The sequence below is a fragment of the Butyrivibrio sp. MC2021 genome (assembly GCF_000621605.1).
Classification (GTDB): domain Bacteria; phylum Bacillota; class Clostridia; order Lachnospirales; family Lachnospiraceae; genus Butyrivibrio.
The window spans coordinates 131,683-158,005 of the sequence record NZ_JHXX01000004.1 but is presented as its reverse complement, the minus strand read 5'-3'; the positions used below and the strand labels follow the sequence as shown (position 1 = coordinate 158,005).

At 47.3% G+C, this 26,323-nt stretch carries 21 protein-coding genes; 20 read left to right on the top strand and 1 reads right to left on the bottom strand.

The genetic code is table 11. The features are described from left to right. Positions 1-18 precede the first annotated feature (18 nt). The 15 genes from T359_RS0110170 to T359_RS0110100 all read left to right on the top strand — a co-directional run bounded on the left by T359_RS0110170 (position 19) and on the right by T359_RS0110100 (position 20,562). Positions 19-1,104, top strand: coding sequence for a PseG/SpsG family protein (locus T359_RS0110170; RefSeq protein ID WP_026517390.1), 1,086 nt, complete (start codon positions 19-21; stop codon positions 1,102-1,104). Beyond that, positions 1,101-2,162, top strand: a complete 1,062-nt coding sequence (locus tag T359_RS0110165; protein WP_242839078.1) for a glycosyltransferase — start codon at positions 1,101-1,103, stop codon at positions 2,160-2,162. Before T359_RS0110170 ends, T359_RS0110165 begins: the two co-directional genes overlap by 4 nt. A gap of 11 nt (positions 2,163-2,173) precedes the next feature. Next, positions 2,174-3,253: a glycosyltransferase family 52 gene (locus tag T359_RS0110160; RefSeq protein ID WP_026517388.1), complete on the top strand. Its 1,080-nt coding sequence runs from the start codon at positions 2,174-2,176 to the stop codon at positions 3,251-3,253. A 25-nt stretch (positions 3,254-3,278) separates the two neighbouring features. Next, positions 3,279-5,030: an ABC transporter ATP-binding protein gene (locus T359_RS0110155; protein WP_026517387.1), complete on the top strand. Its 1,752-nt coding sequence runs from the start codon at positions 3,279-3,281 to the stop codon at positions 5,028-5,030. Positions 5,031-5,059: 29 nt separating this feature from the next. Next, positions 5,060-6,196: an acyltransferase gene (locus T359_RS0110150; RefSeq protein ID WP_026517386.1), complete on the top strand. Its 1,137-nt coding sequence runs from the start codon at positions 5,060-5,062 to the stop codon at positions 6,194-6,196. Next, complete coding sequence (locus T359_RS0110145; RefSeq protein WP_026517385.1) at positions 6,190-7,938, top strand: hypothetical protein; 1,749 nt, start codon at positions 6,190-6,192, stop codon at positions 7,936-7,938. Before T359_RS0110150 ends, T359_RS0110145 begins: the two co-directional genes overlap by 7 nt. 12 nt (positions 7,939-7,950) lie before the next feature. After that, positions 7,951-8,424 (top strand): GtrA family protein, encoded by a 474-nt coding sequence (locus tag T359_RS0110140; RefSeq protein ID WP_026517384.1) that lies wholly within the window; start codon positions 7,951-7,953, stop codon positions 8,422-8,424. A gap of 9 nt (positions 8,425-8,433) precedes the next feature. After that, positions 8,434-9,570, top strand: a complete 1,137-nt coding sequence (gene rffA, locus T359_RS0110135) for a dTDP-4-amino-4,6-dideoxygalactose transaminase (RefSeq protein WP_026517383.1) — start codon at positions 8,434-8,436, stop codon at positions 9,568-9,570. A 15-nt stretch (positions 9,571-9,585) separates the two neighbouring features. Further along, on the top strand, positions 9,586-11,451 hold the full coding sequence (locus T359_RS0110130) for a hypothetical protein (protein ID WP_026517382.1): 1,866 nt from the start codon (positions 9,586-9,588) through the stop codon (positions 11,449-11,451). Positions 11,452-11,456: 5 nt separating this feature from the next. Continuing rightward, positions 11,457-11,996 (top strand): GNAT family N-acetyltransferase, encoded by a 540-nt coding sequence (locus T359_RS0110125; RefSeq protein ID WP_026517381.1) that lies wholly within the window; start codon positions 11,457-11,459, stop codon positions 11,994-11,996. Between the two features lie 4 nt (positions 11,997-12,000). Then, positions 12,001-12,954 (top strand): glycosyltransferase family 2 protein, encoded by a 954-nt coding sequence (locus T359_RS0110120; RefSeq protein WP_026517380.1) that lies wholly within the window; start codon positions 12,001-12,003, stop codon positions 12,952-12,954. 7 nt (positions 12,955-12,961) lie between these two features. Next, the gene (locus T359_RS0110115) at positions 12,962-14,644 is read left to right on the top strand and encodes a DUF6020 family protein (protein WP_155840089.1); all 1,683 of its coding nucleotides are present in this window, start codon (positions 12,962-12,964) and stop codon (positions 14,642-14,644) included. A gap of 72 nt (positions 14,645-14,716) precedes the next feature. Next, on the top strand, positions 14,717-17,341 hold the full coding sequence (locus tag T359_RS0110110; protein ID WP_155840087.1) for an O-antigen ligase family protein: 2,625 nt from the start codon (positions 14,717-14,719) through the stop codon (positions 17,339-17,341). Beyond that, positions 17,341-19,278, top strand: a complete 1,938-nt coding sequence (locus T359_RS0110105; RefSeq protein ID WP_026517377.1) for a polysaccharide biosynthesis protein — start codon at positions 17,341-17,343, stop codon at positions 19,276-19,278. Before T359_RS0110110 ends, T359_RS0110105 begins: the two co-directional genes overlap by 1 nt. Positions 19,279-19,290: 12 nt before the next feature. Then, positions 19,291-20,562 carry a DegT/DnrJ/EryC1/StrS family aminotransferase gene (locus T359_RS0110100; RefSeq protein ID WP_026517376.1) on the top strand — a complete coding sequence of 424 codons (1,272 nt, stop codon included), beginning with the start codon at positions 19,291-19,293 and terminating at the stop codon, positions 20,560-20,562. A 1-nt stretch (position 20,563) separates the two neighbouring features. Here the strand turns inward: T359_RS0110100 and T359_RS0110095 are convergent, their stop codons facing one another. Continuing rightward, complete coding sequence (locus tag T359_RS0110095; protein WP_026517375.1) at positions 20,564-21,460, bottom strand: ComEC/Rec2 family competence protein; 897 nt, start codon at positions 21,458-21,460, stop codon at positions 20,564-20,566. A 163-nt stretch (positions 21,461-21,623) separates the two neighbouring features. Between T359_RS0110095 and T359_RS0110090 the strand changes: the two genes are divergently transcribed. The 5 genes from T359_RS0110090 to T359_RS0110070 are packed head-to-tail and all read left to right on the top strand — an operon-like array spanning position 21,624 to position 26,309. Next, on the top strand, positions 21,624-22,676 hold the full coding sequence (locus tag T359_RS0110090) for an ATP-binding protein (RefSeq protein WP_026517374.1): 1,053 nt from the start codon (positions 21,624-21,626) through the stop codon (positions 22,674-22,676). Next, positions 22,673-23,308, top strand: coding sequence for a sugar transferase (locus tag T359_RS0110085; RefSeq protein ID WP_026517373.1), 636 nt, complete (start codon positions 22,673-22,675; stop codon positions 23,306-23,308). Before T359_RS0110090 ends, T359_RS0110085 begins: the two co-directional genes overlap by 4 nt. Then, positions 23,271-24,221 (top strand): 1-aminocyclopropane-1-carboxylate deaminase/D-cysteine desulfhydrase, encoded by a 951-nt coding sequence (locus tag T359_RS0110080; RefSeq protein WP_035784206.1) that lies wholly within the window; start codon positions 23,271-23,273, stop codon positions 24,219-24,221. The genes T359_RS0110085 and T359_RS0110080 overlap by 38 nt, the downstream gene beginning before the upstream one ends. Further along, positions 24,221-25,201: an ATP-grasp domain-containing protein gene (locus T359_RS0110075; RefSeq protein ID WP_026517371.1), complete on the top strand. Its 981-nt coding sequence runs from the start codon at positions 24,221-24,223 to the stop codon at positions 25,199-25,201. Before T359_RS0110080 ends, T359_RS0110075 begins: the two co-directional genes overlap by 1 nt. Position 25,202: 1 nt before the next feature. After that, on the top strand, positions 25,203-26,309 hold the full coding sequence (locus T359_RS0110070) for a glycosyltransferase family 4 protein (RefSeq protein ID WP_026517370.1): 1,107 nt from the start codon (positions 25,203-25,205) through the stop codon (positions 26,307-26,309). Positions 26,310-26,323 lie beyond the last annotated feature (14 nt).

The following is a 26,323-nucleotide window of genomic DNA, read 5'->3' as shown; positions in this document are numbered from 1 at the left end:
AGACTACGAGGTGAGAAAATGGCTAAGAAGATCTGGATTAAAGCAAACGGAAACGGCGCTATCGCCACAGGACACATAAGAAGATGCATGACCATCGCCTATGAGCTTATGCAAAAGGGGTGCGAGGTCACCTACATTTTGTCCGATGACGACAGTGATCATACTTTGCACGAGCTCTCGAAAGAGGGCGGAGATGAGTACGATTCCATCATCCTTCACACCAAGTATTCACAGCCTTTACAGGACATGGAGGCCCTGAGGGTCCTCATGGACGAGGAAAAACCGGACTTCTTCCTGATCGATTCCTATTTTGTGACGGAGGAGTACTTCAGTGAGCTGCGCTCTCTTATAAAGGAGCTGGGCCTTAACACGAAGCTGGGCTATATAGACGACCTCTACAAATTTGACTACGACGTGGATTTTATAGTAAATTATGACCTTAAAGTGCCTGAGGATTTCTACAGCGCCAAGGTGCAGCTTTTGGGAGGGCAGTATGCGCCCCTTAGAAGGCAGTTTGGCTGCACGGATTACAAGATACACAGTCATGCCAAAAAGTTATTTCTATCAGCGGGTGGCACTGATCCCTATCGCATCATAAGGGATATCCTCAATGAGATATATTTTGATGAAAACAGTCCCTGCAGGGATGTGCTGGACTTTACCGGCATGACCTGCGAGGTTATCGTGGGCCCGCTTTTCGAAGAGGATTATGTAAAAGAGCTGGAGGACATGGCAGACCGTAACGCCGCCATAACTCTTCATTTCAATCCCGGCAACATGGCACAGATCATGAAAAAGTGTGACTTCGCTGTTTCAGCGGGAGGAACCACCCTGTATGAGCTCTGCGCCATCGGAGTTCCCACCGTGGTTTATGCCATGGCTGACAATCAGGTTCAGTTCGTCAAGGTCTTTGATGAGCTTGGAGCTGCCAAGTACGCAGGGGATGTAAGAGATGACAGACGTCTTATCCAGAAGATAGTTACCTGGGGAACCGCAGCGGTGGATAATCCCGGCTTCAGACAGAGAATGAGTGACAAGGCCCGCGGCATCATAGATGGCAAGGGCGCAGAAAAGATAGCAGCCGCTATCGTGGAGATGATATGATAAGGCTTAGCATTATAGTGCCTGTTTACAATATGGCTTCCGAGGGCAAGCTGGAGTATTGCCTTAACAGCCTGGTAAACCAGAAACTTGATAACGGAAAGTATGAGATAATCGCAGTGGATGACTGCTCCACGGATAACTCCCTGGAGATACTGCGAAGCTTCGCAGAGAAGTATCCCGACAGATTCATAGCCCTTCATTCCAAGGTAAACCACCATCAGGGCGGAGCCAAGAACTTAGGCCTTGCCATAGCCAGGGGAGAGTGGCTGGGCTTTATCGATTCCGATGACTGGATCGTGCCCGATTACTACAACAGGCTTCTTAACAAGGCTGAGGAGACAGGGGCCGACATGGTGGGCTGCGACTACTGCTTCACTGACGAGCACAGCTTCAAAGTGGGACAGATAGTTCACAACAACAACTTTGAACAAACCGGTGTTATGAATAAAGAGCGGTATCAGAAGCTTCTTTTGGAGACCGGAAGTCTTGTGGTCAAGGTCTATAGGAGAGAGCTGATCCTGGGGGACTACATTCCCTGTTCAAAGACAAAGCTTGATATCTTTCCCGAGGACATTTTCTATGAGGACAATGCCATAAGTAACACCTGGATGCTCAGGAGCAGACACTTTGAGTACATTCAGGAACCACTGTATTTTTATTATCAGCACAACACTTCAACGGTTCATTCCATATCCCGCAAGAACATGGAGGACCGTATGACAGCCGGAAGACTCATCGTTAAGGAAGCCAAAGATAACGGCTACTATGAGGAGTACAAACCGGAGATAGAGTACCAGTTTACAGTGTTATTTTATATCAACACCCTGTTCTCGGTCATGCCAAGAAGCAGCCGTTTCAGAGGCAGCTACAGGTTTGCCAGAAGGCTCGCCGCAGAGATGAGGGCCACCTTCCCGGAGTTTCAGAATAACAGATACTATCAGGAGAAGGTTCATCCCGAGGAGAAGAAGCTCATAAGATATCAGATGAAATCACATCTGTTTTTCTATTTATACTACAGACTCCTGTGGTTCTACAGAGGACTTCGGAGTCACAAATAAGGAAGTTTTGAATGTACGATAGAGTTTATGTTTGTCACACCTTTTACCATGTGTATATAGCCTGCCTCAAGGAGTTTTACCTGGGGGCACAGGGGGGAGCCACCCTGGTTCTTTCCAAAATGTCCAACAAGTTCGGCTCCATGGTGGAAAGAGCAAAGAAATCCCCCATATTTGATGAGGTCTACGAATACGACGAGAAAGAGGACACCTTTTTCCCTGAGCTGAAGCCTCTTAAGGAGGATTCCGGTAACATCGCTCTCAACATGTTTAAGAGAATCCGCTTCTGCAAAAAGTTCGGCAAGTTACAGGAGCAGTATGTACCCTTGGATTTCAGTAAGTACAAGGACATCTATGTGTTCTGCGATTCCGACCCTATCGGCTATTACCTTAGTTATAAGAAGATCCGCTATCACGCAGTAGAGGACGGCCTTGACTGTATAAGATACTATGACACCGCAAGATATGACAACAGGGGACATTTTAAGATAAAAGCCGGGATGGCCGAGCTGGGCCTTATCTTTATCCAGAACGGCTACGGCAAATACTGCATCGACATGGAGGTCAACGACATCTCCGTATTGCAGTATCCCTGCCCCAAGTATGTGGAGCTTCCCAGAAAAAAGCTGACAGACCGCCTTACTTCAAGGGAAAAAGAGCTCCTGCTGGAGCTTTTTGTGGAGGATATGGACAAGCTAAAGGATAAGCTTTCCCAGGCTAAAAAGGGGCTTCCCACACTGCTTGTTTTGTCAGAACCCCTCTGCGACCTGGATACAAGAAAGAGAATTTTTGAGGATATCATAAGAGATTACGGGACTATTGACGGTCAGAAGGCCATTGTCCTTATCAAGCAGCACCCGAGAGATCTTTTGGAGTATAATAATATTTTCAGCGATGCGGTTATATTGGACGGCTCTTTCCCCATGGAGATGCTGAACCTCATAGAGGGACTGGAGTTCGACAGAGTTGTGTCCGTCTATACCGTTACTGATTCAATTAAGTTTGCCAAGGAAAAGCTGTATCTTGGGGATGATTTCATGGATATCTATGAGGCTCCCGAGATCCACAGACAGAACGAGGCAATTACAGATTAAGAAACACCTGAAAGGTTAGTGTTCAATGCGTAAGATTTACAAGAAACTAATGCTGCTGCTGGATGGCAGACAGAAAAAACAGATGGTGGGCATCGTGATACTGATGCTCATCGGAGGAATGTTGGAAGCCCTGGGTATTGCCATGATAGCACCGGTAATGGCGGTGGTTTTGGACCCGGCGAAGGTTGAGAGCAACAAATACCTCTCCTTTATCTACAACACCCTTCATTTAAACAGCGCTACACAGCTGGCAGCAGTTATAATGGTGGCTCTCATACTGGTATTTGTGGTAAAAAACATTTTCCTGTACTTCATGAACGTGGTACAGCTTCGTTTTGTTTACACCAATCAGTTTGCAACCTCAAGACGTATGATGATCAACTTCATGGAGAGGCCCTACGAGTACTACCTTGGAGCAGACACCAGCATTATCCAGAGAAATATCACCTCTGACGTAAATAACATGTACGGACTGATCCTGAGCTCTTTGCAGCTTATCAGTGAGATCATTGTATTTATCTGTCTTGTGGGCATTCTCCTTAGTCAGGATGCGGTGATGACCATCAGTATTGCCTCGCTTCTGGTGGTGGTCCTTCTTATTATCAAGTTCAAGATAAAGCCTGTAATGGTCAAGGCAGGACAGGAGAATCAGGACTACTACAGCGGTCTTTACAAGTGGATCGATGAGTCTGTTACAGGTATAAAAGAGATCAAGATCGCCAACAAGGAAAACTACTTCATCAGCGGCTATGCGGACTGCGGTGCAGGTTATGTAAATGCTGTGCAGAAATACGGCCTTTACAATTCCACCCCGAGGCTCCTTATCGAGACCATTGCCATCGCCGGAATGATCGGATATATGCTTATCGTTATGGCAGGAGGCCAGAATCTCTCTGACCTTGTGGCTCAGCTTACCGTTATGGCAGCGGCTGCGGCAAGACTTCTTCCCAGCGCCAACAGGATCAACAACTACCTGACATCCATAGCATATTTTGAGCCCTTCCTTATGAATGTCAGCGACAACCTTCAGAATGAGATCAATGACTCCACCGTTAACTACAACGACGGTGATTACCGCAAGAAGATAAATGTTGAGAAGCTTCCTGTGACCAAGACTATCGATATGGTGGACATTTCCTACAAGTATCCCAACACCGACAAGTATATTCTTGAAAAGGCCAACATGAGCATTCCTGTGGGAAAGAGCGTTGGTATCGTGGGAACCTCCGGTGCCGGCAAGACCACCATTGTGGACGTGCTTCTTGGACTTCTGAAGCCCGAGAGCGGCAAGATCCTGGCGGACGGTGTTGATGTTTCAGAGCATTATCAGGGATGGCTTAAGAACATAGGCTACATCCCTCAGACTATTTTCATGGTGGATTCAACCATCAGGAAAAACGTGGCCTTTGGCTACGCCGACGAAGATATAGACGATAACAAGGTTTGGCAGGCCCTTAAGGAGGCATCTCTTGATGAGTTCGTAAGAAGCCTTCCGGAAGGCCTTGATACAGCCATTGGAGAGCGCGGAATCAGACTCTCCGGCGGACAGAGACAGAGAATCGGTATTGCAAGAGCCCTTTTTGAGGACCCTGAAGTGCTGGTTCTGGACGAGGCAACCTCAGCCCTTGATAACGAGACAGAGAGCGCCATCATGGAGTCCATCAACAAGCTCCACGGCAGAAAGACTCTTATCATCATTGCTCACAGACTTCAGACCATCGAAAAGTGCGATATGGTCTACAGAGTTGCAGATACTAAGGCTGTAGTTGAAAGATAACAGACTATCAAATTGACAGCGGAGGAAATATGGCAGATACCGGGGAGAAAACAGTTAAAAAGAGAAATGCAAGTTTTGAGCTTTTGAGGATCGTGGCAATGATCATGATCCTTTGCCTTCACTACAATTCTCATGCAGAGGTACTGCTGGAGCTGGGACTTCCGGCTTCCGGCGTAAAGATCTATGCCACTATCATTGAGTCCTTGGCCATAACAGGGCTTAATACCTATGTGCTTTTAAGCGGTTTTTTCCTGTCCAAGGGCAAGGTTAAGCCCAGCCGCATAATCTCTCTTATCTGTCAGGTTTACTTTTATACAATACTCATCTCACTGGCTATGATGCTGGTGGGAACCTACACCGTTGATTCCGGGGATTCAGCATACAAGCTGGTACAGTATCTTTTCCCCATTTCTTCTGAGCATTACTGGTTCGTAACAGCCTATGTCATCATGTACGTCATGGCTCCTGTTATGAACGCAGCCATAGAAAACCTTACAAGAAAGCAGCTCAAGACAGTGATCATCGGGCTCCTTATCTGGTTTTCCATTGTCAAAAGCTTTGTTCCCGTAATGTTTGTCACAGACCATCATGGTTATGACTACGGATGGTTTTTGGTCCTTTATCTCATCTCTGGTTATATCAGAAAATATGATGTGGTGCTCTTTTATGATGCGGCCAGAAGTGTCGGTGTTTTTGTGGTATCATCGCTTCTTATCGCTGCCATGAGCATAGGACTCTACTATGTGAATCTGTTAAGAGGCGGCCTCACATATTATGCAGGAGTTCCGCTGGATCTTAACTTTATCTTTACACTTACAGGCTCCCTGGGACTTTTCTCCTTCTTCAGGTTCTATCGCATGAGGGAAAACAGATTTGCTGATTGCGTGCGTTTTGTGGCTCCCTTTACCTTCGGAGTCTATCTTCTGCACATGCATATTGAGATCGCAGGCAGATGGCTGTGGTGGCTTGAGCATATCTTCGGAGAGGTGCCCAAGGACAGCGTGCTTTTATTTGCATGGCACCAGCTCAGATGTGTTCTGGTGGTATTCGCAGCCGGCGTATTTGTGGACTGGATCAGAAAGATGATCTTTGACTATGTGGGAAGAGTTCTGAAGGATACAGCACTCTTTAAGAAAATCAGACAGTGGGACGAGGAGCTATGCTGAAAAATATCAGGAGCTATTTTTATAATCTGAAAAAATATCAGGCGCCACTGGAGACCTGGGTGTTTCCGGTGATACTGTTGCTGTTTCCGCTGCTGGGGGCCAATGCAGGTCTGGACGTCACAGACACCACCTACAGCCTTGGTAATTACCAGTATCTGGGCAGTGTAAACGGAATGTGGCTCTTTTCGACTTTCTTAAGTAACAAGCTGGGTGAGTTTCTGATGCTTCTTCCCGGAGCCGGAACCATGCTGGGCTTCAACATCTACTGCAGTTTTATAACCTCCGCTATGGCATTGATCTCCTATTACTTCCTCAAGAGATTCATGCCCGGATGGATGATCTTCATTGGTGAGTTCATTGCAGAGAGCATATGCTTTTCACCAAGAGCGATACTCTACAACTACCTGACATACCTGTTTCTCACCCTGGGAACCATCTTCCTGATAGCAGGGCTCTTTGCTCTGGAGAGACAGGCTCTCTACCTGTTCATAGCAGGTGTATTTCTTGGAATGAACGTAATGGTGCGATTCCCCAATCTGGCGGAGGCAGCACTGATACTGATCCTTTGGTTCTACGGATTCATAACAAAAGATAGGTTTGCAGAGGTCTTTAAGAAGACCCTTGTCTGTATCGCCGGCTATGTATCCGGCTTTGGCATAGTCTTTCTTGGCATCTGTATGGCCTATGGCCCTTCGGAGTACATAAACGGTATAGCCAGACTCTTTGGAATGACCGAGGGAGCTTCGGACTACACCTCCGGCGGAATGCTGGGAGCCATCGCAGAGGCATACCTCACAAGTGTTATCCACATGCTTATTGTGATTCCCTGTATAGTAGCCGGTGTTATCATGTTCCTTTTCCTTGTGGGGAAATACGTCTGGATCAAGAAGCTTCTTTACATAGGCGGCCTTCTTGTACTGGTTCGCTACTACTTCGCCAAGGGCGTCTTCACCAGGAACTACTACTATTACGACAGCATGTTTCAGGCTGCCATGATGTTTATCATAACAGGAATAATCTTTTGCGTTATAGGATCTCTTGGTATCTTAAACGGCAGCAGGCAGGAGCAGACTCTGGCCTTTGCGGCGCTGATGCTGATCCTGGTTACACCCCTTGGAAGCAACAACTATACCTTCCCTATCATGAACAACATGTTTTTGATAGCACCGATTATCCTCTGGCTCTTCAGGAGAATGATGCAGAGGGCGGGAGACGAAGACTATCACTTCCCGTGGCAGAGTTTTGTGACAACTGTTATTATAGTGTTGGTGATACAGGGCGCACTGTTCCATATCAACTTCTCCTTCTACGACGGAGCTGACGGGACCGTGAGGGATGCAAGAGCGGACATTCCAAAGGTATCATCCATGGTGACCACCACCTACAACGCCGAGACTCTGAATGAGCTTAAGGCGGCTATTGATGATAACGGTCTTCAGGATGACAAGGTTCTCCTCTATGGCAATGTTCCGGGCCTTTCTTATATATTTGACTTGGAGCCCGCCATCGATACCACCTGGCCTGACCTTGACAGCTACGGCTCTGCTTTCTTTGGTGAAGCCCTTAAAAAGCTGTCCGATGCCGGGGAGACTCCCACTGTCATTATCGGAAAAGAGGGCACGGGAGAAGGCACGAATACTCACAAATATGATGATTTAATGGACTTTATTGACAATCACGATTATAATAAAGTCTTCGAAAGCGATAGATTTTTGATCTTCGCAAGTTATAATGAGGAGTAAAAGAGATATATTATGGAGAATACAACCAAGAAGAAGGATATTTTTGACAGGATCATGTCTCTTCCTGTGCTGAATATCTTTGAACCTTTTTATACCAAGCACAAGGAAGGCCTTATGTACCTGTTCTTTGGAGGACTGGCTTTCTTTCTCAGCATTTTCCTGTTCTGGTTCATGGACAGTGTCATGCATCTCAATGCGGTCCTGAACAACACCATTGACTGGGTTATTTGCGTGGCTTTCCAGTTCTTCACCAACAGAACCTGGGTATTTGACGGACATGTTGAGACCAAACAGGATTTTTTAAAGCAGGCAGGTTCCTTTACTGCAGGAAGACTTTTTACACTGGTTGTTGAGGATCTTCTGATCTACATTTTCATCACCCTGCTGGGCTTGCCTTCAATGCCTGTCAAGCTTGCAGCGACCTTTATTGTAATAGTTCTCAATTATGTAATCAGCAAGCTGATCGTTTTCAGGAAGAAGGATTAAGGAGAATATATGCGCATTAATTTTAATGTTCCACCTTATACGGGAAAAGAATTTGATTACATCAAGGAGTGCGTCGAGAATCAGAAGATCTGCGGCGACGGCAAGTATACAGCCCTTGATAACGAATGGATAGAGAAAAAGACAGGAGTTAAGAAGGCTCTTCTTACCACCTCCTGCACCCACGCCACCGAGATGGCAGCTATCCTTGCGGGAATCAAGGAGGGTGACGAGGTCATCATGCCTTCCTACACCTTTGTTTCCACTGCCAATGCCTTTGTTCTTCGCGGTGCCAAGGTGGTTTTTGTGGACATCAGACCTGATACCATGAACATCGATGAGAACCTTATCGAGCAGGCCATCACACCCAAGACCAGAGCCATCGTTCCTGTTCACTACGCAGGCGTAGGCTGTGAGATGGATACCATTCTTGATATCGCCAAGAGACACAATCTGGTTGTTATCGAGGACGCAGCCCAGGGCGTAATGTCCACCTATAAGGGCAAGGCTCTCGGAGCCATCGGCGATTTCGGTAACTACAGCTTCCATGAGACCAAGAATTACAGTATGGGTGAGGGCGGAGCGCTTCTTCTTAGGGATGAGACCTATGTGGACGACGCCATCATCATCAGAGAAAAGGGTACCAACAGAACCCTTTACAAGCTTGGCAAGGTTGATAAATACAGCTGGATCATGCCCGGTTCATCCTATCTTCCCAGCGACATGAACGCTGCTTATCTCTATGCGCAGCTTCAGATGGCTGACGAGATCAACAATGACCGTATGAACCACTGGAACAGATACTTTGAGGCATTTAAGCCTCTTGAGGAGAAGGGACTTATCGAGCTTCCCTTTGTTCCTGACTACTGCCAGCACAATGCTCACATGTTCTACATCAAGTGTAAGGACTTCGAGGAGAGAAGAGGACTTATTAAGTACCTTGAGAGCAATGATATTCTGCCTGCTTCTCATTACATTCCGCTTCATTCCTCCAAGGCAGGACTTATGTACAGTGAGTTCAGAGGTGAGGATAAGTACACCACCAGGGAGAGCGAGAGACTGCTTCGTCTTCCTATGTACTACAAGCTCACAGATGAGGACCTTGACGAAGTAGTTATGAGAGTAAAGGAATACTACAAGTTCACCTGATAAAAGGGGAATATTATGGCCACAACACGAAAGAGCGATAACTTCATAGTTACGGCCGTGCTAATAGCCTGCGTCATCATAGCTGCAGGTCTTATTGGTGATTATTATTTTGACTTAAATGACGATTGTCTTATAAAGGATATTCTCTCCGGAAGCTATACCGGCACTCCGGAGGGACACAATATTCAGATGCTATACCCCATAGGCGCTTTGATCTCTCTGCTTTACAGAGTGGTCAGATCCCTCTCCTGGTACGGCATCTTTTTATGTGCAGCTCAGTACGGCTGTTTTGCCATGGTTATCAAGCGAACCGCCGATGTCCTGAAGCTTTCCAACCTGGAATTTAAAAAGAAACTCATTTTCCTGTTCCTGGAGCTGGGCATTATGCTGGGGCTGTTTTTCCCGCATTTTCTCTATGTTCAGTACACTGTGACCAGCGGACTTCTGGCGGCCACCGCAGCTTTCCTTATCCTTTCCAAGAAAAAGGGAGAGGGAAGCCCCTATATGATCCCGATCCTTCTTATCGGAGTGGCCTTCACCATCAGAAGTGAGATGCTGCTTCTGATCCTGCCCATGATCCTGGTTTCCATACTTATGAAGTGGGTATTCGTGTGCTTCGAACTGGATTCTGAGAAGGAAAAGACAGGTCAGCCCTCTGATTACAAAGAAAAAAGGAATATGTTTATCAAATACCTGAATCTTGTGATCGGCATAGTGGCAGGGCTTCTGGTTTGCCTTGCCCTGAATAAGATTGCCTATTCCTCTTCCCAGTGGAAGGAGTTCGTGAAGTTTTTTGACAACAGGACGGAGCTCTACGATTTCCAGAGCATACCTGATTATGCAGAAAATAAGGATTTCTATGACAGCATAGGTCTTTCCGAGAGCTCTCAGAAGCTTTTGGAGAATTACAATTTTGGTCTGGATGACAGCATCGATGCTGCCATGATGGGAAAAATAGCTGATTACGCCGGAACCATAAGGACAGAGGATGCATCCATGTCCTCAAGGCTGGCTCAGGCAGCAAAGCTTTATTTCTACAGGCTCTATCACATATCAGCTCCCAAGGGCTATGAATATCCTATGACGGATTATCCCTGGAATCTGGTGACCCTGGTTTTGTATATCATCACCTTTATCAGCTGTGTTGTGGCCCTTAGGTGGGATATCCGTAAGGTGCTTAAGTCACTTTTGCTGCTGGGGCTGTTGTTCGCCTGCAGAACCACCCTCTGGATGTACATTCTTTTCAGAGGAAGGGATCCCATAAGGATCACTCATCCGCTGTATCTGACGGAGATCATGATTCTGACAGCCATGATACTGTCACTGTTCAGACTCTACAACGTCTGTGTTCACCGCACTGAGACCGGAGTCAACAGGATGCTTCTTGGCACTGTGGCTGTGACGGCGGTGCTGGCTTTGATGGGCACACCTTTTCAGGCATACGTGGTCAGGACTGAGCTGGTAAGAAGAGAGGCTTCTCTTTCCCGCTATGAGGCCCTTAATGATTACATGAAAGAAAACAGCGAGAACTATTATCTGATAGATGTTTATACAAGCGTCTCCTATGCCACTGTTACCGGAAAAGATGAGGCTACCTATTCCGAGAAGATGTTTGAAAAGGTGGATAACAGAGGCTACAACCATGATCTGCTGGGAGGCTGGGCAAGTAAGAGTCCCATAAGCCACAGTAAGCTTTCAGCCAGAGGTTTTTCCTCCATGGAAGAAGCTCTTTTGTCAGAGGGCGTGTACTTCGTTCAGAACATGGATACGGACACGGACTGGATCGTCAGCTACTATGCAGATAAGGGACAGCAGGTTGTCGTAACCCGCCTGGATGTCATCGAGGATGTATTCGGAATCTATCAGGTCAGAAAAGAGTGATATAAATGAGTGACAGTTTGGAAAAAGAGTTTGTGACAGCAGGCAAACTGGTGGCTCTTCGCCCCATAACCGATGGGGACACGGAGCTGGTGGTGAGCTGGCGCAACAACGACAGAGTAAGAAACAATTTCATATACAGAGAACATTTTACAAATGAGATCCACACCAACTGGCTTCGGACCAAGGTGGATACCGGTGAAGTGGTGCAGCTTATCATCTGCGAAGCGAAGAATAACTTCAGGCCGGTAGGCAGCGTGTATTTCAGATATCTGGATGATACAAGGACCGAGGCTGAATACGGCATCTTTATCGGAGAGGATGATGCCACCGGCAAGGGCTATGGCAACGAGACTGCAGCATTGGCCACAGACTACGCCAGGGATGAGCTTGGGATAAAAAGGTTGATCCTTCGCGTCTTTACCTCCAATATCGCCGCCAGAAAGAGCTATGAGTACGGCGGATTCGTCAAGTGTCAGGACCTCCCTATGGTGGAGTGCAGTGATGGCGAAAAAAGTGATATGATATTGATGGAGAGGATTTTGTAAAAATATGATTAAGAACCTTATAAGCTATGTTATCCCATGCTATAGGTCCGAGAAAACCATCGAGGGCGTTATAGATGAGATAGCAGCAACCATGAAAAAAGATAAATTAAAGGGCTATACCTACGAGATAATCCTGGTAAATGACGGATCTCCCGACCATACCTGGGACAAGATCAAGGAGCTCTGCAGCGGCCCCAAGGCAGAGGTGCTCACCGGCATCAATTTCGCCAAGAACTTCGGCCAGCACGCCGCTCTTATGGCGGGACTTAGGGCCAGCAAGGGTGAGTATGTGATCTGTCTTGACGACGACGGCCAGACTCCCGCAGACGAGGCAGACAAGCTGGTGGAAGCAGTGGTTAACGGAGCTGATGTGGCCTATGCCAGATACGCCAACAAGCAGCACAGCCTTTTCAGAAACTTCGGCACCGCCATGAATGAGTGGATGGCCAGCGTGATGCTTGGTAAGCCCAGAGACCTTTTTGTATCAAGTTATTTCATCGCCAGGAGATTCGTTGTGGATGAGATGCTCAGCTATGAGAGCTCCTACCCTTACGTTATCGGACTGGTGCTTCGAACCACCAAAAATATCGTCAACGTGGATGTAACCCACAGAAAAAGAGAAGTGGGGCAGAGCGGCTATACCTTTGCCAAGCTCCTGGCTCTCTGGATCAACGGCTTTACCGCCTTCAGCATCAAGCCCCTTCGCATCGCCACCATGTCCGGCGTGTGTCTGGCTATTGTGGGCATCCTCTACGGCATTTATACAGTAATCAAGAAATTTGTTAATCCCGCTGTTCCCGTGGGCTTTTCCGCTCTTATGAGCGCCATTATGTTCATCGGGGGAATGATCATGCTGATGCTGGGAATGATCGGGGAATACGTGGGAAGAGTTTATATTGCACAGAACAAGAACCCTCAGTATGTAATACGTGAGACAACCAGAGATGAAGAGGCCTGAAAAAAGTTTGGGGAATAACAGCACAATAGATAAAAATACAATTTTAGCCTGGCTTATGTCAGGCTTATTTGGCGTTTTATCGGGAGTTTTTCTGGTGTTCGGCTATCAGCTGGAAATGGCGGATTCTGTCAACATCTCCGACAGCAACGCCATGCTCATCATGCTGACCATGATGATCATCATAACCATAGATACCCGCTATGTATGGCGGGGGTACGACGCCCAGAGGCAGGGAGCCAAGCTCTTTGGCCTTTTTAGGACCAACGTGGTAAAAGAGGCTCAGGGGATCGAGGTTACGGATAAGCCATCCATGGCGGATTTCCTTCTTACCTGGGCTGTTTTGAATCTTCTTAACCTTCCGGTTCTTCTGGCTGAGTTCCCGGGCTTTTTTGTCTATGACGCCCAGGATGAGCTCAATGAGGTCCTTACCAGAACCTTTACGACCCATCATCCCCTGCTGCACGTGCTTCTTTTGGGAGGCACTATTGCCCTTGTTCACAAGGTGACAGGCTCCTGGAACCTGGGCATTTTTACCTATATCGTCATTCAGATGCTGATCATCACTGCGATTTTCGCCTATACCATCATGTACCTGAAAAAGAGAGGCGTAGGGAAAAACAGCAGGATTCTCTGGATCTTATGCTACGGCCTTTTCCCCACAATAGTCATGTACACCCTGTGCTCCTCCAAGGACGGGCTGTTCTCGGCACTGCTCCTGTTACTGGTGGTGCTTCTTTGTGAGCTTACGGATGATCCCGCAGCTTTCATGGCCGGAAAGGTAAAGCCCGCAGCCCTTGTTATCACAGCATTTCTTATGCCCTGCTTCAGGCACAACGGCTTTTACGCCTACCTTGTATTTGTGCCCTTGGGGCTCTTGTACCTCAAAAAGCATGTGGATGCCAAAAAGCTCTTTGGAAAGCTCTCAGCAGTGCTGGTGATTCCGGTGGCCCTCTACCTGGTGTTTAACAGCATTCTCACAGCAGCCTTTTCCTCTGAGGGAACCCACCATCAGGAGATGCTGACGGTGCCCATCATGCAGATGGCAAGGGTCTACAAGTATGACAGGGAATCTATGTCCCGGGAGGACATAGCCCTTTTGACCGCATTTATCCCTTCTGAGAATCTTGATACCTATACCGGCCGTGTCTCCGATCTGGTAAAAGTGGGTTTTGACAACGAATATTATGAGCAGCACAAGGGTGAGTTCTTCGGCCTTTGGCTCAGGCTCTTTAAGAAGCATCCCATGGTATACGTAAATGCCTGGCTTCTTACCTCCTACGGATATTTCTATCCTCCGGCCAATATCAATGTTTATAAGGGAACATCCATGTTCACCTTCACCTATGACACCTCCTCCTACTTTGGCTACGAGGTGGAGCAGCCGGGAGAGAGGCACAGCTTTATCCCTGTGATTGACAGGCTCTACAGATATCTGTCCATCGGCACCTTCCATGATGATGCACCGGTTCTGTACCTTTTCTTTTCACCGGGACTGATGCTGCTTATCTATCTTTTCGTGCTGTTTTACAGGCTTTACCGCGGTGATTTCAAGGGAATCATTCCCTTTCTTCCGGTGATGCTGACCTTTTTGACGGTGCTGCTGGGTCCCACCTATCTTGTGAGATATGTGGTTTACCTCTGGCTCTGTCTGCCGGTTCTTCTGTGTAACCGCAGGGTTCAGGCTGTTTGATAATAGAAACCAGGTATGTTAACATATAATGATGGCTTTTTAGGCTCAAATGTTACGTTGGGTAGAGAATAAATGAGACATATAATTAACCGAAAGACCGCAATAGAAGTGATAATTCTATTGCTTACACTTATTTGCATAATGACCATATGGCCCCTGAGGATTTTTGCCGATACCTTCGAGTATTCTCCCGGGGGGAATCTTCTGGATGAGAGCATCACCGTCAACTTCGAGGACAACGCTGTTCAGAAGTTCATCACCAGATATGACAGGCTGAAGTCAGTGGATGTGTACGTCTCCGAGATGACAGAGGGCAGATATCTCAGTGTGGCTGTCAGGAACGAAGAGCACACCGAGCTTTTGAGAGTTCTGGTGGACACCGCGGATTATCAGCTCCCCGATTACGTCAATGTTCCCATGGAGCTGGATGTGGAGCCGGGAAAAGAGTACTATCTCCTGTTCGAGGGCTGCAGATCCAAGTACAATCTTGGCTTTGAGGATATCCCCGAAAACCCGGAGTACGTGGGAAGTCTTTACACCCACTGGAATGAGATTCCCGGAAGGCATATTTCCTGCTTTTACAATTACAAGGTGCCCATGTCCAGGAGCAGATCCCTTATGTACATAGGAATCCTGGCGGCTGTGGCAGCGGTTCTCATTATTGCAGAGAGAATATTCTTTAAGCTTAATCCTGAGAAGAACAGTCTTCTTACTGTGGGCAAGACTGTCAAATATGTGGCGAATCCTTTGAATGCCATTGTTTTCCTTACTTTGATGATCATGGTATTCCCCCTCAGGATCTTTGATTCAAGGCCCATAGATATCATTTTTTATGAGATAGGACTTATCGTCTGCGCAGGGATAGGCTTCTACGCCATCAACCACAACGTGGTAAGGCACAGCATGGGAGTATCCTTCTGGCAGACCATAGAGGGCAGCGACAGACCCAAGAGCTGTCTTATGATGTTCACCATCGCCATGTCCCTCTGGTATGCCTGCGCATACATGAATGACCTTTACGACATTTATCACACCCTCTCCGAGAGAAGGATGGTAATCTGGCTGATCCTCACGATGCTTCTTACCTTTACCTTCAGAGAGGCCTTCAATATTCCGAACCTGTTGTGGCTTGCAGCATCAGTGATCGCGGGAGTCAGATACTACGGACTTCACAGCCTTGCTGACACCGAGAAGGAGTACGACCTTCACAACATGGCCCTTAAATACGGCATCATCATAGTGATACTTGGGGGCTTTGTGGTGATAAGCCTCATCAGAAGAGCTGCCATGCTCCTTAGGAAAAGGTTTCTTCACATTACAGAGCATGATTCAAGCAGAAGCGTAATTACAGCCTTCGGAATCCTTCTTCTTGTATTTATGGCTTCCATCATCATTTTCAGAAACACCAGATGGTGGGGCGTTGCCATGTCCGTTACCTTTATCTGCCTGTACCTCAGGATCGCAGGCTGGCAGGGCAAGAAGAACTGGTACAAGATCCTGGCGGGAGGCCTTATGGTGAACTTCCTGTTATCCCTTGGATTTTCACTGCTTCACAGGTATTTTGCAGGCTTTGTCAGCGGAAGATTCGCTTTCATTTTCCATACAGTAACCGTAACTGCCGAGTATCTGGCCCTTATGGCCGCTGTGGCAACGGTTATGCTGGTGGCCAAGATCGTGGCAATGCCCAAAAAGTGCGGAGTGGTCCTCTTATTCAAATCCGCCTGGAAAGAGATCGTTTTATTCGGATGGATCCTTTCCTATGCAGTATTTACGGTTTCAAGGACAGCTATTTTGTCCATTGCAGTGACAGTTATCGCGGTTATCCTGGTAACCGTTTCCGTTCATAAAAAACAGTTTTTCAGGATCATAGGTGTCATGGCGGCAGCAGCAATTATCTGCTTCCCCGGAGCCTTTACCCTCCAGAGGATCCTGCCTACCATAGTTGCAAGGCCCACCATTTATCTCATCGATGATACGGACGTCCTTGTAAGGGGAGGAGCGGACTGGAACAGCACCAACTTTATGTGTGTTGAGAGATTTGCGGGGCTGTTCGGTGAAAAGATCCTGGGAGTTGACCTGGGAGATTATCACTATCCTGTGGATAAGAACAACTATGACGAGGACGGCAATCCCTATTACGATCACTACGGTTTCCCTATTGATCAGAGTAATGAGGAGTACTACTACGATGATCAGGGAAAAGTGGATGAGACAGGCCAGGAGCATCTTCTGGCATCCGCCGGCTTTACAAGGGCTGAGGCCCATATGCTCAGCGAAGAAATGAACGGCTATGTTGACACCGAGTCACGGCTTGATATGATATCCAACGGAAGAATCACCATTTTCAAGGCCTATGCAAAGGAGCTCAACCTGACAGGCCACGATGAGATGGGAGCCCTTCTTCCCAATGGAGAGATTGCGGTACACGCTCACAACACCTATATGCAGGTGGCCTACGACCACGGAATTCCTGTGGGCATTCTGTTTATGGTGCTGCTTATAGCCGCTGCGGTTCTGGGAGTGAAGCTTTACAGAAAGAATTGCAGACAGAACCCTATTCTTCTTTTAATTTTCGCCGTTGTTATGGCCTTTGCCTTTGCGGGAATATCCGAGTGGGTGTTCCAGTTTTGCAACCCCATGACCGTGGCACTTATGCTTGCATTTGCAGGACTTACCTTTAAGGAAGCGAAAGATTGATGAAAAAAGAACCTTTTAACTACGCAAAACTTTACAGGCGAACCGGACTTATCATTTACGATATCATCAGTGTTATCGTGGCCAGTTATCTTGCGATCCTTTTGAGATACAACTTTAACTTTTCCGAGATCCCGGATCATTTCCTGGATCCTGTAACCAAATTTTTGCCTATAAACATCATAATCACTCTGGCGGTCTTTTACGCCTTCAGACTCTATGACAGTCTCTGGGCCTACGCGGGAGAAAGGGAGATGCAGAACCTGGTAATGGCCTGTGTGCTCTCCGGTGTTATCAATGCCATAGGACTCCAGTTCTTTAAGTCCCACACCCAGCCGGTGCCCCAGAGTTACTATTTCCTGTATGCCTTTTTCCTGATCAGCTTTATCTTCGTCAGCAGATTCTCCTACAGGTTCCTGAGGAGCCAGAAGCACAGAGCCGAGAACAGGAATAACTCCAAGGCCGTAATGATCATCGGAGCCGGCGAGGCTGCCAATATCATTATCAAGGAGATCATCACCAGCAACTATTCCACCATGTCCATCAAATGCATCATCGATGATGATTCCAACAAGTGGGGCAAGTACATCCAGGGAATCAGAGTTGTGGGCGGCAGAGACAGGATCGTTGAGTGCGCCGACCTCTATGACATCGATGAGATAATCGTGGCTATTCCTTCAGTTTCAAGGGCGGAGATGAAAAAGCTCCTTGATATCTGTAAAGATACAGACTGTAAGCTTCGTTCCCTGCCGGGAATGTATCAGCTGGTTAACGGCGAGGTCAATGTATCAAGACTTCGTGACGTTGAGGTAGAGGACCTTCTGGGAAGAGACCCTATCGCGGTAGACATCAATTCCATCGCAGGCTATGTGAAGGACAAGGTTGTTATGGTAACGGGAGGCGGCGGATCCATCGGTTCCGAGCTGTGCCGTCAGATAGCATCCCACAAGCCAGCCAAGCTTATCATTCTGGATATCTATGAGAACAACGCCTACGATATTCAGCAGGAGCTTAAGGCCAAATTCAAGGACCTGAATCTGATAGTGCTTATCGCTTCTGTCAGAAATACCCGCAGGATCAACAATATTTTCGCAGAGTACAAGCCGGACATCGTTTATCACGCAGCTGCCCACAAGCATGTGCCTCTTATGGAGGACAGCCCGGGAGAAGCCATCAAGAACAACGTATTTGGCACCTGGAAGACCGCCCTGGCAGCAGCCAACAACGGTTGTAAGAAATTCGTTATGATCTCCACAGACAAAGCGGTTAACCCTACCAATATCATGGGAGCCAGCAAGCGTATCTGTGAGATGATCGTTCAGACCTTTAACAAGCATTATGAGACAGAGTTCGTGGCAGTCAGATTCGGTAACGTTCTTGGCTCCAACGGCTCGGTTATTCCTCTTTTCAAAAAGCAGATAGCGGCAGGAGGCCCTGTTACTGTAACAGACCCCAATATCATCCGTTATTTCATGACCATCACTGAGGCCGTTTCACTGGTGCTTCAGGCGGGAGCCTTCGCCAAGGGCGGAGAGATCTTCGTTCTGGATATGGGCGAGCCCGTCAAGATCCTGGATCTTGCGGAGAACCTTATCAAGCTTTCCGGCTATAAGGTTGGTGAGGACATCAGGATCGAGTTCACAGGACTTCGTCCCGGAGAGAAGCTTTACGAAGAGATGCTGATGGACGAAGAGGGACTGCAGGATACCGCCAACAGGATGATCCACATCGGCAAGCCCATTGAGCTGGACGAGATGAGATTTTTCTCCCAGCTGGAGAAGCTCAATGTGGCAGCCAGGGAGGAATCCCCCGAGATCAGGACACTGGTTCAGGAGATTGTTGAGACCTACCATCCCGATGTCCACAGATATATCATGACAAGAGAGAGAAAAGAAGCATTGAATCAGGCGGCGGAGAGGATCAACTCCGACGACAGATAAAGAGGTATAGTTATGGAAATCAAACCTTTTGAGAAAAAAGTCTGGCTCTCATCTCCCACAATGCACGGAGACGAGATCAAATACATTCAGGAAGCTTACGACACCAACTGGATGAGTACCGTAGGTGCCAACATAAATGAAGCAGAGACGCAGATCGCGCAGCTTATCGGCTGCAAGGATGCGGTGGCTCTTTCCTCAGGAACCGCAGCTCTTCACCTGGCAATCAAGCTGGCAGGGGAGAGACTCTACGGCAAGCCGGCGGCAGGTCACGGAAGCCTTGAGGGCAAAAAAGTATTCTGCTCCGACATGACCTTTGATGCTACAGTTAATCCTGTGGCCTACGAAGGCGGCGAAGCAGTATTTATCGATACCGAGTATGACACCTGGAACATGGATCCCAGGGCCCTTGAGAAGGCCTTTGAGATCTATCCTGGGGTGAAGATCCTGGTGGTGGCTCACCTTTATGGAACCCCCGGCAAGATAGATGAGCTTCGCAGGATCTGCGATGAGCACGGAGCTCTTATCGTGGAGGATGCCGCAGAATCCCTTGGCGCCACCTATAAGGGCAAGCAGACAGGAAACTTCGGAGATTACAGCATCATCTCCTTTAACGGAAACAAGATCATCACCGGTTCCGCCGGCGGAATGTTCCTTACAGACAACCTGGAGGATGCCCACAAGGTCCGCAAGTGGTCCACCCAGGCAAGAGAGGATGCTCCCTGGTATCAGCACGAGGAGCTGGGCTTTAACTACCGTATGAGCAATGTTATCGCGGGAGTTGTAAGAGGCCAGATTCCTTACCTCAATGAGCATATAGCCCAGAAGAAAGCTATTTATGAGAGATACAAGGAAGGACTTAAGGGTCTTCCTGTAAGCATGAATCCTATAGATTTTGAGACCTCAGAGCCCAACTACTGGCTGAGCTGTCTTATCATTGACAAGGACGCCATGTGCAAGCAGGTGAGAGGTGAGAGGGATGTTCTCTATGTGACCGAGCCCGGCAAGAGCTGTCCCACAGAGATCCTTGAGAAAATAGCTGCCATCAACGCAGAGGGCCGCCCCATCTGGAAGCCCATGCATATGCAGCCAATTTACAGAAACAATCCCTTTATCACCGCCGGTGGCCAGGGAAGAGCCAGAAGTAACGCCTATATCGATGAGGGCGCTGTGCCTGATGTAGGTATGGATATCTTCGATCGAGGCCTCTGCTTACCATCAGATAATAAGATGACTCCTGAACAGCAGGATGTTATTATCGAAGTTATTAAGAAGTGTTTTGAATGAGTCAACGCACACTTACATCAATTTTTTCTCCATCGCAAAGGGTGACAACATCACCTTTGGTGGTGGAGAAATTTTTTATGCCCATTTCTGCTAAGAGCGTCAGAAGCTCCGCATCTGCGGGCCTTTCGGAGCCGGTACTGATGACGGAATATTTGGGAGATACGAGATTTAGGAGCTTCTTGCTATTATCCTCATAGCCCCCATGATGCGGAATCTTGATCCAATCAGCTGTAAGGTCGATGCCATCATTCTTCAGCTGCTTGATTCTGTCTTTTTCTATGTCTCCGGTGAAGAGGAATTTCTTACTTCTGAAATTAACCCTGCACAGGAGACTTAAGTCGTTATCCATGTTGTCATCATCTTCAGAAAGTTCGGCGGGATCCGATGGAGGAATAATCTGAATGGTCATATCACCCACAGATATCTGCTCCTCCGAAGATACAAATACCACATCATCTCTGCCTTTTACCGCTTCCATAATATCTCCATAACCGCTTTTGGAACTAACATAGTCCGGGAGATATATCTTTTCAACTTCATATTCCTGAAGAAGCGACACTGCGCCCCCCACATGATCTTTGTCATAATGGGTGATTATCAGATAATCCATGGAAGTTTGAGCATTCTCATCCATGAATTTTTTTATCCTGTAATAGGACTCTTTTGTCCCCGTATCTATCATGCCAAGAGAACCGTCATAGCTAAGGAACGCAGCATCTGCCTTCCCTACAGCCAGATTAACGATCACCAGTTCATCCTGAGGGTACTCAGAAAGATTGCTCTGTACGGAGCTTTTTTGCAGGCGGATAACAGCCACTGAGGCGGCTATCAGGCATACAATGGCAGCAATGATAAGTATATTTAGTGTTTTTTTTGAAGGTTTTGAAATGTTTTCCATGAATAAATAATACTACATTTTTTCAATTGACTCATTTGACTACATTATTTTCCTGTTTTATTATTATATATAAAGAAATATAAAAGAATATAAAAGAGGCTTTGAAATATAAAGAAATATAAAAGCATTTTTCAAATATAAAGATATATAAAAGGGGAACTACATGCAGAATCCATTCAGCATATCCTTCGGAACAACGCCGACACAGTACATATCAAGAATTACACAGACCAATCAGATACTGGACACCTTCAAGGCGGAGGTGCCCTCCAACCATGTGTATATGCTCACAGGGGTAAGAGGATGCGGCAAGACTGTTATGATGACAGATATTGCTGAGAAATTAAGAAAAGAGAAGGACTGGATCGTGGTGGAGCTGAGTCCTGAAAGGGATATGCTCCAGAGCCTTGCTGCGAATCTTTATGCGATTCCTCAGCTCCATGCTCTTTTTCTTAAGGCGAAACTTGATTTTTCCGCTCTTGGCTTCGGAGTATCCATAGAAAATGCTGCTCCCATAACGGACATAGAAGTTGCGGTAGGCAGGATGTTGGAACATATTACTAAGGCTGGTAAAAGGCTTCTGATAACGGTGGATGAGGTGACCAATAATGCCAACCTCAAGGTCTTTGCTGCTGCTTTTCAGATTTATTTGAGACGTGATTTTAATGTTTATCTTATAATGACAGGACTTTATGATAATCTTTATGATCTGCAGAATGAGAAGTCCCTGACGTTTCTTTATAGAGCGCCTAAAGTGGTTTTGGAACCGCTTAACTATACTGCTGTGGTGGCTCATTATAAAAAAGTTTTTGAACTTAAAAGTGATCAGGCTGAATATATGGCCAGGCTCACCAAGGGGTACTCTTTTGCGTTCCAGGTTCTGGGGTATCTTTTGTGGGAACGTGGGGATAAAAACATCGATGAGGTGCTTTTTGATTACGACCAATATCTTGAAGAGTATGTATATTCAAAAATATGGTCTGAACTGTCTGAAACAGATAAAAATGTGACCTGTGTGATGGCGGCTACCGGGGAGACCAATGTTGGAAAGATCCGGGAGAAGCTGGGAATGACAACTCCGCAGTTCTCCGTATACAGGGACAGACTCAAGAGAAAGGGTGTTATCACCGCCACCGGCCATGGCTTTGTAAGCCTTGCGTTACCGAGATTTGAAGAATTTGTAAGAATCCACAGCGATTTGGAGAACTACTCATGAAAAAACAAACACTCTATTCCAAATTCATAAAAAGATTTCTGGACATTTTATTATCTCTGACAATTCTTATACTGTTCTGCTGGCTCTATGCCATCGTGGCCATATTGGTAAGAGTCAAGCTGGGAAGCCCCATAATCTTCAAGCAGGCCCGCCCCGGCAAGGATGAGAAGATTTTCCATATGTTCAAGTTCAGGACTATGACCGATGAGAAGGACGAAAACGGCAACCTTCTTCCCGACGAGATAAGACTCACCAAGTTCGGACTCCTTCTCAGGAAGACCAGTCTGGATGAGCTTCCGGAGTTTATCAATATCCTGAAAGGTGACATGAGCTTCATAGGCCCCAGGCCCCTTCTGGTGAAATACCTTCCCTACTACAACGACAGGGAGCGCCTTCGCCACAGCGTAAGACCGGGCCTTACCGGATATGCCCAGGCCCACGGCCGCAACGCCATCTCCTGGGAAAAGAAGTTTGAATACGACGTATATTATGTGGAGCATTTATCTTTCCTTACCGACGTGAAGGTGGTGATTGATACAATTAAGACCCTGTTTTCCCATGATCAGGTTGTACTGAATGCTCTGGAGGACTTTGATGAGTACAGAAAAAAGCAAAATGACGCCAATAGTTAAGCTATTAGATGACAGCTCCAACAATCTCTATGTAAAAAGAGAAGACTTCATCCCCTACTCCTTTGGCGGAAACAAGGCAAGAAAGGCCTATTACTTTTTTGAAGAGATAGATAATGGGGGCTACGACTACGTGATGACCTATGGCAGCAGCCATTCCAACCACTGCAGAGTCATCGCCAACATGGCGGCCGCTCGCGGCATTCCCTGCCTGATAATCGGCCCCACAGAGGTTTCCGAGACCACCTACAATAGTATCCTCATGGAGGTTTTCGGGGCGAAAATCATAACTGTTCCTGTGGAAGAAGTCCATGATACAATAGAAAAGGAATTGCAAAGGCTAAGGAGCGAGGGCTATAACCCCTATTTCATACAGGGCGGGGGCCACGGCAACCTGGGCACCAGAGCCTATGTGGACTGCTATGATGAGATAATCCGGTTTGAGCAGCAGGAGAACCTGCACTTTGACTATATCTTTTTTGCCTCCGGCACCGGAACCACCCACGCAGGCCTTGTCTGCGGCCAGCTCCTGGCGGGGGATGACAGAAATATAGTTGGAATCAGCATCGGCAGAAAGAACCCCAGAGGAAGGGACGTGGTCCTTGATAGCATCAGGGATTACCTTTCCGAGGAAAAAAGAGACTTCTCCGAGGAGGAGATTCAGGAAAAAACCGTATTCCTGGACGACTACATCAGCGATGGCTACGGCAAGAGCGACGAGGCTGTCACGGAGATTATAAAGAAACAGATGATATTAAACGGAATGCCTCTGGACTCCACCTACACCGGCAAGGCATTCTACGGAATGAAGGAATACATTAAGGCCAAGGGCCTTCAGAATAAGAATATACTTTTTATCCACACCGGCGGAACACCGCTGTTTTTCGATGATCTGAACATGATAGGGGGAAAATGATGAACATTCTGATCTTAAGCGCAGGCACAAGAAACAAGGTTGTGCAGTATTTTAAAAGGGAGATGGCCGGCAGGGTCATAGCGACGGACTGCTCCAACTTAGGGCCTGCCATTTATGATGCGGACAAGTGCTATATTGTCCCCAGAATCGATGATCCCAACTATATGGACAAGGTCATTGATATCTGCAAAAAAGAGAATATCCAGGGAGTCTTTTCCCTGATAGATCCGGAGCTTTCTCTTCTTGCCAAGAACTATGACAGATTCGCCAAGGAGGGAATAACACCCATCGTATCCTCCTATGAGCTCTGTGAGACTAGCCTTGATAAGCATGCCATGTACGACATGCTCACCAAGCTCGGTGTGCCCACCGCCAAATGTTACCTCAGCATCGAGGAGTTCGAGGCTGCCAGGGAGATCGGCGAGGTGGACTTCCCTGTTTTTGTTAAGCCTGTCAAGGGCAGCGCTTCCATCAACATCAACAAGGTCAACACCATGGAGATGCTGAAGGCTCTTTTCCTTGAGTCCGACGGACTTATGATCCAGGAATACATGAGGGGCCAGGAGTACGGCGCTGACGTATATATCGATCTTATCTCCGGCAAGTGCACATCCATTTTCCTTAAGAAAAAGATAAAGATGCGTGCGGGAGAAACCGATAAATCCGTGTCCGTCAAGGATGAGGTCCTCTTTGATCAGATTGCCACATTTGTTCAGGATGTGGGCTACAGAGGAATGATCGACATAGACTTTTTCCACGACGAGACCACAGGAGAGTGGTACCTGTCCGAGGTCAATCCCAGATTCGGCGGCGGTTACCCCCATGCCTACGAGTGCGGCGTGAACTTCCCCAAGCAGATCCTTCGTAACCTTCAGGGCCTGGATAACCCTGTTACCATCGGGGATTACAGGGAAGGTGTCTACATGATGAAATACAACGAGGTTGCCATCAGATGCGAGTGCAACCTGGAAGGGGAATGATATGCCCAAGGCACTGATACTTGCCAATTCATCCAGCGGAATATACGACTTTCGAAATGAGCTTCTGACGGGGCTCATGGCGGAGGGCTTTGAAGTGGTCCTCTCCCTGCCGGATGATTTGAAGGTAAAAGAGCTGCAGCAGGAAGGCTGCAGAGTAATACATACGGATATAAACAGAAGAGGCGTCAATCCTGTACAGGATATGGCGCTTGTTCGCGCTTATAAAAAGCTGCTGAAAAAAGAGAAACCGGACATAGTTCTTTGCTATACCATTAAGCCCAATATCTACGGCGGATACGTCTGCAGGAGCCTTAAGATACCCTATGTGGCCACCATCACAGGCCTTGGCTCCACCTTTGAGAGGGGCGGGATGCTGCTAAAGCTCATAGTCTTTATGTACAAGGTATCCCTTAAAAAGTGCAGCTGTCTCTTTTTCCAGAATGATGAGAACAGGCGGATCTTTGAGGAACACGGCATCAGGGCAAAAAAGCATGTGACCGTAAGCGGCTCCGGAGTCAACCTGGAGAAGCACACCTTTGAGGAGTACCCGGGACATTCGGATGATGTCACCAGATTCCTTTATATCGGCAGAATCATGAAGGAAAAGGGCACCGATGAGTATCTCGCCGCTGCAAGAGCTCTTCATGAGTGCTATGGCAATAAGGTTTCCTTCTCAGCCGTGGGCTACTGCGACGACGATTTCGGAGACAAGATTGCCGAGGCCGAGAAACAGGGCATCTTCAAGATGATCCCCTTTGCCAAGGATATCCATCCCTATATAAAAGAGGCGGATGCCATAGTTCACCCCTCCTACCACGAGGGTATGAGCAATGTCCTTATGGAGGCAGCGGCCACCGGAAGACCCGTAATCGCATCCAACATTCCCGGATGCAGGGAAATAGTTAATGACGGGGTATCCGGAATACTTTTTAAATCCAGGGACGAGAAGGCTCTCACAGAGGCTTTGGAGAAATTCATGAAGATCGATGAGGCCGGCCGGAAAGCCATGGGCAGAGCGGCTCGCAGCCATGTTGAGCAGAAGTTTGACAGGCGTAGTATAATATTGAAGTATATTAATGAAATTAAAAATATTTTGAACAATAAATGATTCATTTTGGAGGA

What these genes read in the sequence shown, in the direction of transcription:
- T359_RS0110085 (WP_026517373.1), top strand. Translation starts at nt 22,673, where the DNA reads ATGAAAAAACAAACACTCTATTCCAAATTCATAAAAAGATTTCTGGAC.
- T359_RS0110155 (WP_026517387.1), top strand. Translation starts at nt 3,279, where the DNA reads ATGCGTAAGATTTACAAGAAACTAATGCTGCTGCTGGATGGCAGACAG.
- T359_RS0110160 (WP_026517388.1), top strand. Translation starts at nt 2,174, where the DNA reads ATGTACGATAGAGTTTATGTTTGTCACACCTTTTACCATGTGTATATA.
- T359_RS0110145 (WP_026517385.1), top strand. Translation starts at nt 6,190, where the DNA reads ATGCTGAAAAATATCAGGAGCTATTTTTATAATCTGAAAAAATATCAG.
- T359_RS0110140 (WP_026517384.1), top strand. Translation starts at nt 7,951, where the DNA reads ATGGAGAATACAACCAAGAAGAAGGATATTTTTGACAGGATCATGTCT.
- T359_RS0110105 (WP_026517377.1), top strand. Translation starts at nt 17,341, where the DNA reads ATGAAAAAAGAACCTTTTAACTACGCAAAACTTTACAGGCGAACCGGA.
- T359_RS0110070 (WP_026517370.1), top strand. Translation starts at nt 25,203, where the DNA reads ATGCCCAAGGCACTGATACTTGCCAATTCATCCAGCGGAATATACGAC.
- T359_RS0110170 (WP_026517390.1), top strand. Translation starts at nt 19, where the DNA reads ATGGCTAAGAAGATCTGGATTAAAGCAAACGGAAACGGCGCTATCGCC.
- T359_RS0110080 (WP_035784206.1), top strand. Translation starts at nt 23,271, where the DNA reads ATGAGTACAGAAAAAAGCAAAATGACGCCAATAGTTAAGCTATTAGAT.
- T359_RS0110100 (WP_026517376.1), top strand. Translation starts at nt 19,291, where the DNA reads ATGGAAATCAAACCTTTTGAGAAAAAAGTCTGGCTCTCATCTCCCACA.
- T359_RS0110095 (WP_026517375.1), bottom strand. Translation starts at nt 21,460, where the DNA reads ATGGAAAACATTTCAAAACCTTCAAAAAAAACACTAAATATACTTATC.
- T359_RS0110125 (WP_026517381.1), top strand. Translation starts at nt 11,457, where the DNA reads ATGAGTGACAGTTTGGAAAAAGAGTTTGTGACAGCAGGCAAACTGGTG.
- T359_RS0110110 (WP_155840087.1), top strand. Translation starts at nt 14,717, where the DNA reads ATGAGACATATAATTAACCGAAAGACCGCAATAGAAGTGATAATTCTA.
- T359_RS0110075 (WP_026517371.1), top strand. Translation starts at nt 24,221, where the DNA reads ATGAACATTCTGATCTTAAGCGCAGGCACAAGAAACAAGGTTGTGCAG.
- T359_RS0110165 (WP_242839078.1), top strand. Translation starts at nt 1,101, where the DNA reads ATGATAAGGCTTAGCATTATAGTGCCTGTTTACAATATGGCTTCCGAG.
- rffA (WP_026517383.1), top strand. Translation starts at nt 8,434, where the DNA reads ATGCGCATTAATTTTAATGTTCCACCTTATACGGGAAAAGAATTTGAT.
- T359_RS0110130 (WP_026517382.1), top strand. Translation starts at nt 9,586, where the DNA reads ATGGCCACAACACGAAAGAGCGATAACTTCATAGTTACGGCCGTGCTA.
- T359_RS0110150 (WP_026517386.1), top strand. Translation starts at nt 5,060, where the DNA reads ATGGCAGATACCGGGGAGAAAACAGTTAAAAAGAGAAATGCAAGTTTT.
- T359_RS0110090 (WP_026517374.1), top strand. Translation starts at nt 21,624, where the DNA reads ATGCAGAATCCATTCAGCATATCCTTCGGAACAACGCCGACACAGTAC.
- T359_RS0110120 (WP_026517380.1), top strand. Translation starts at nt 12,001, where the DNA reads ATGATTAAGAACCTTATAAGCTATGTTATCCCATGCTATAGGTCCGAG.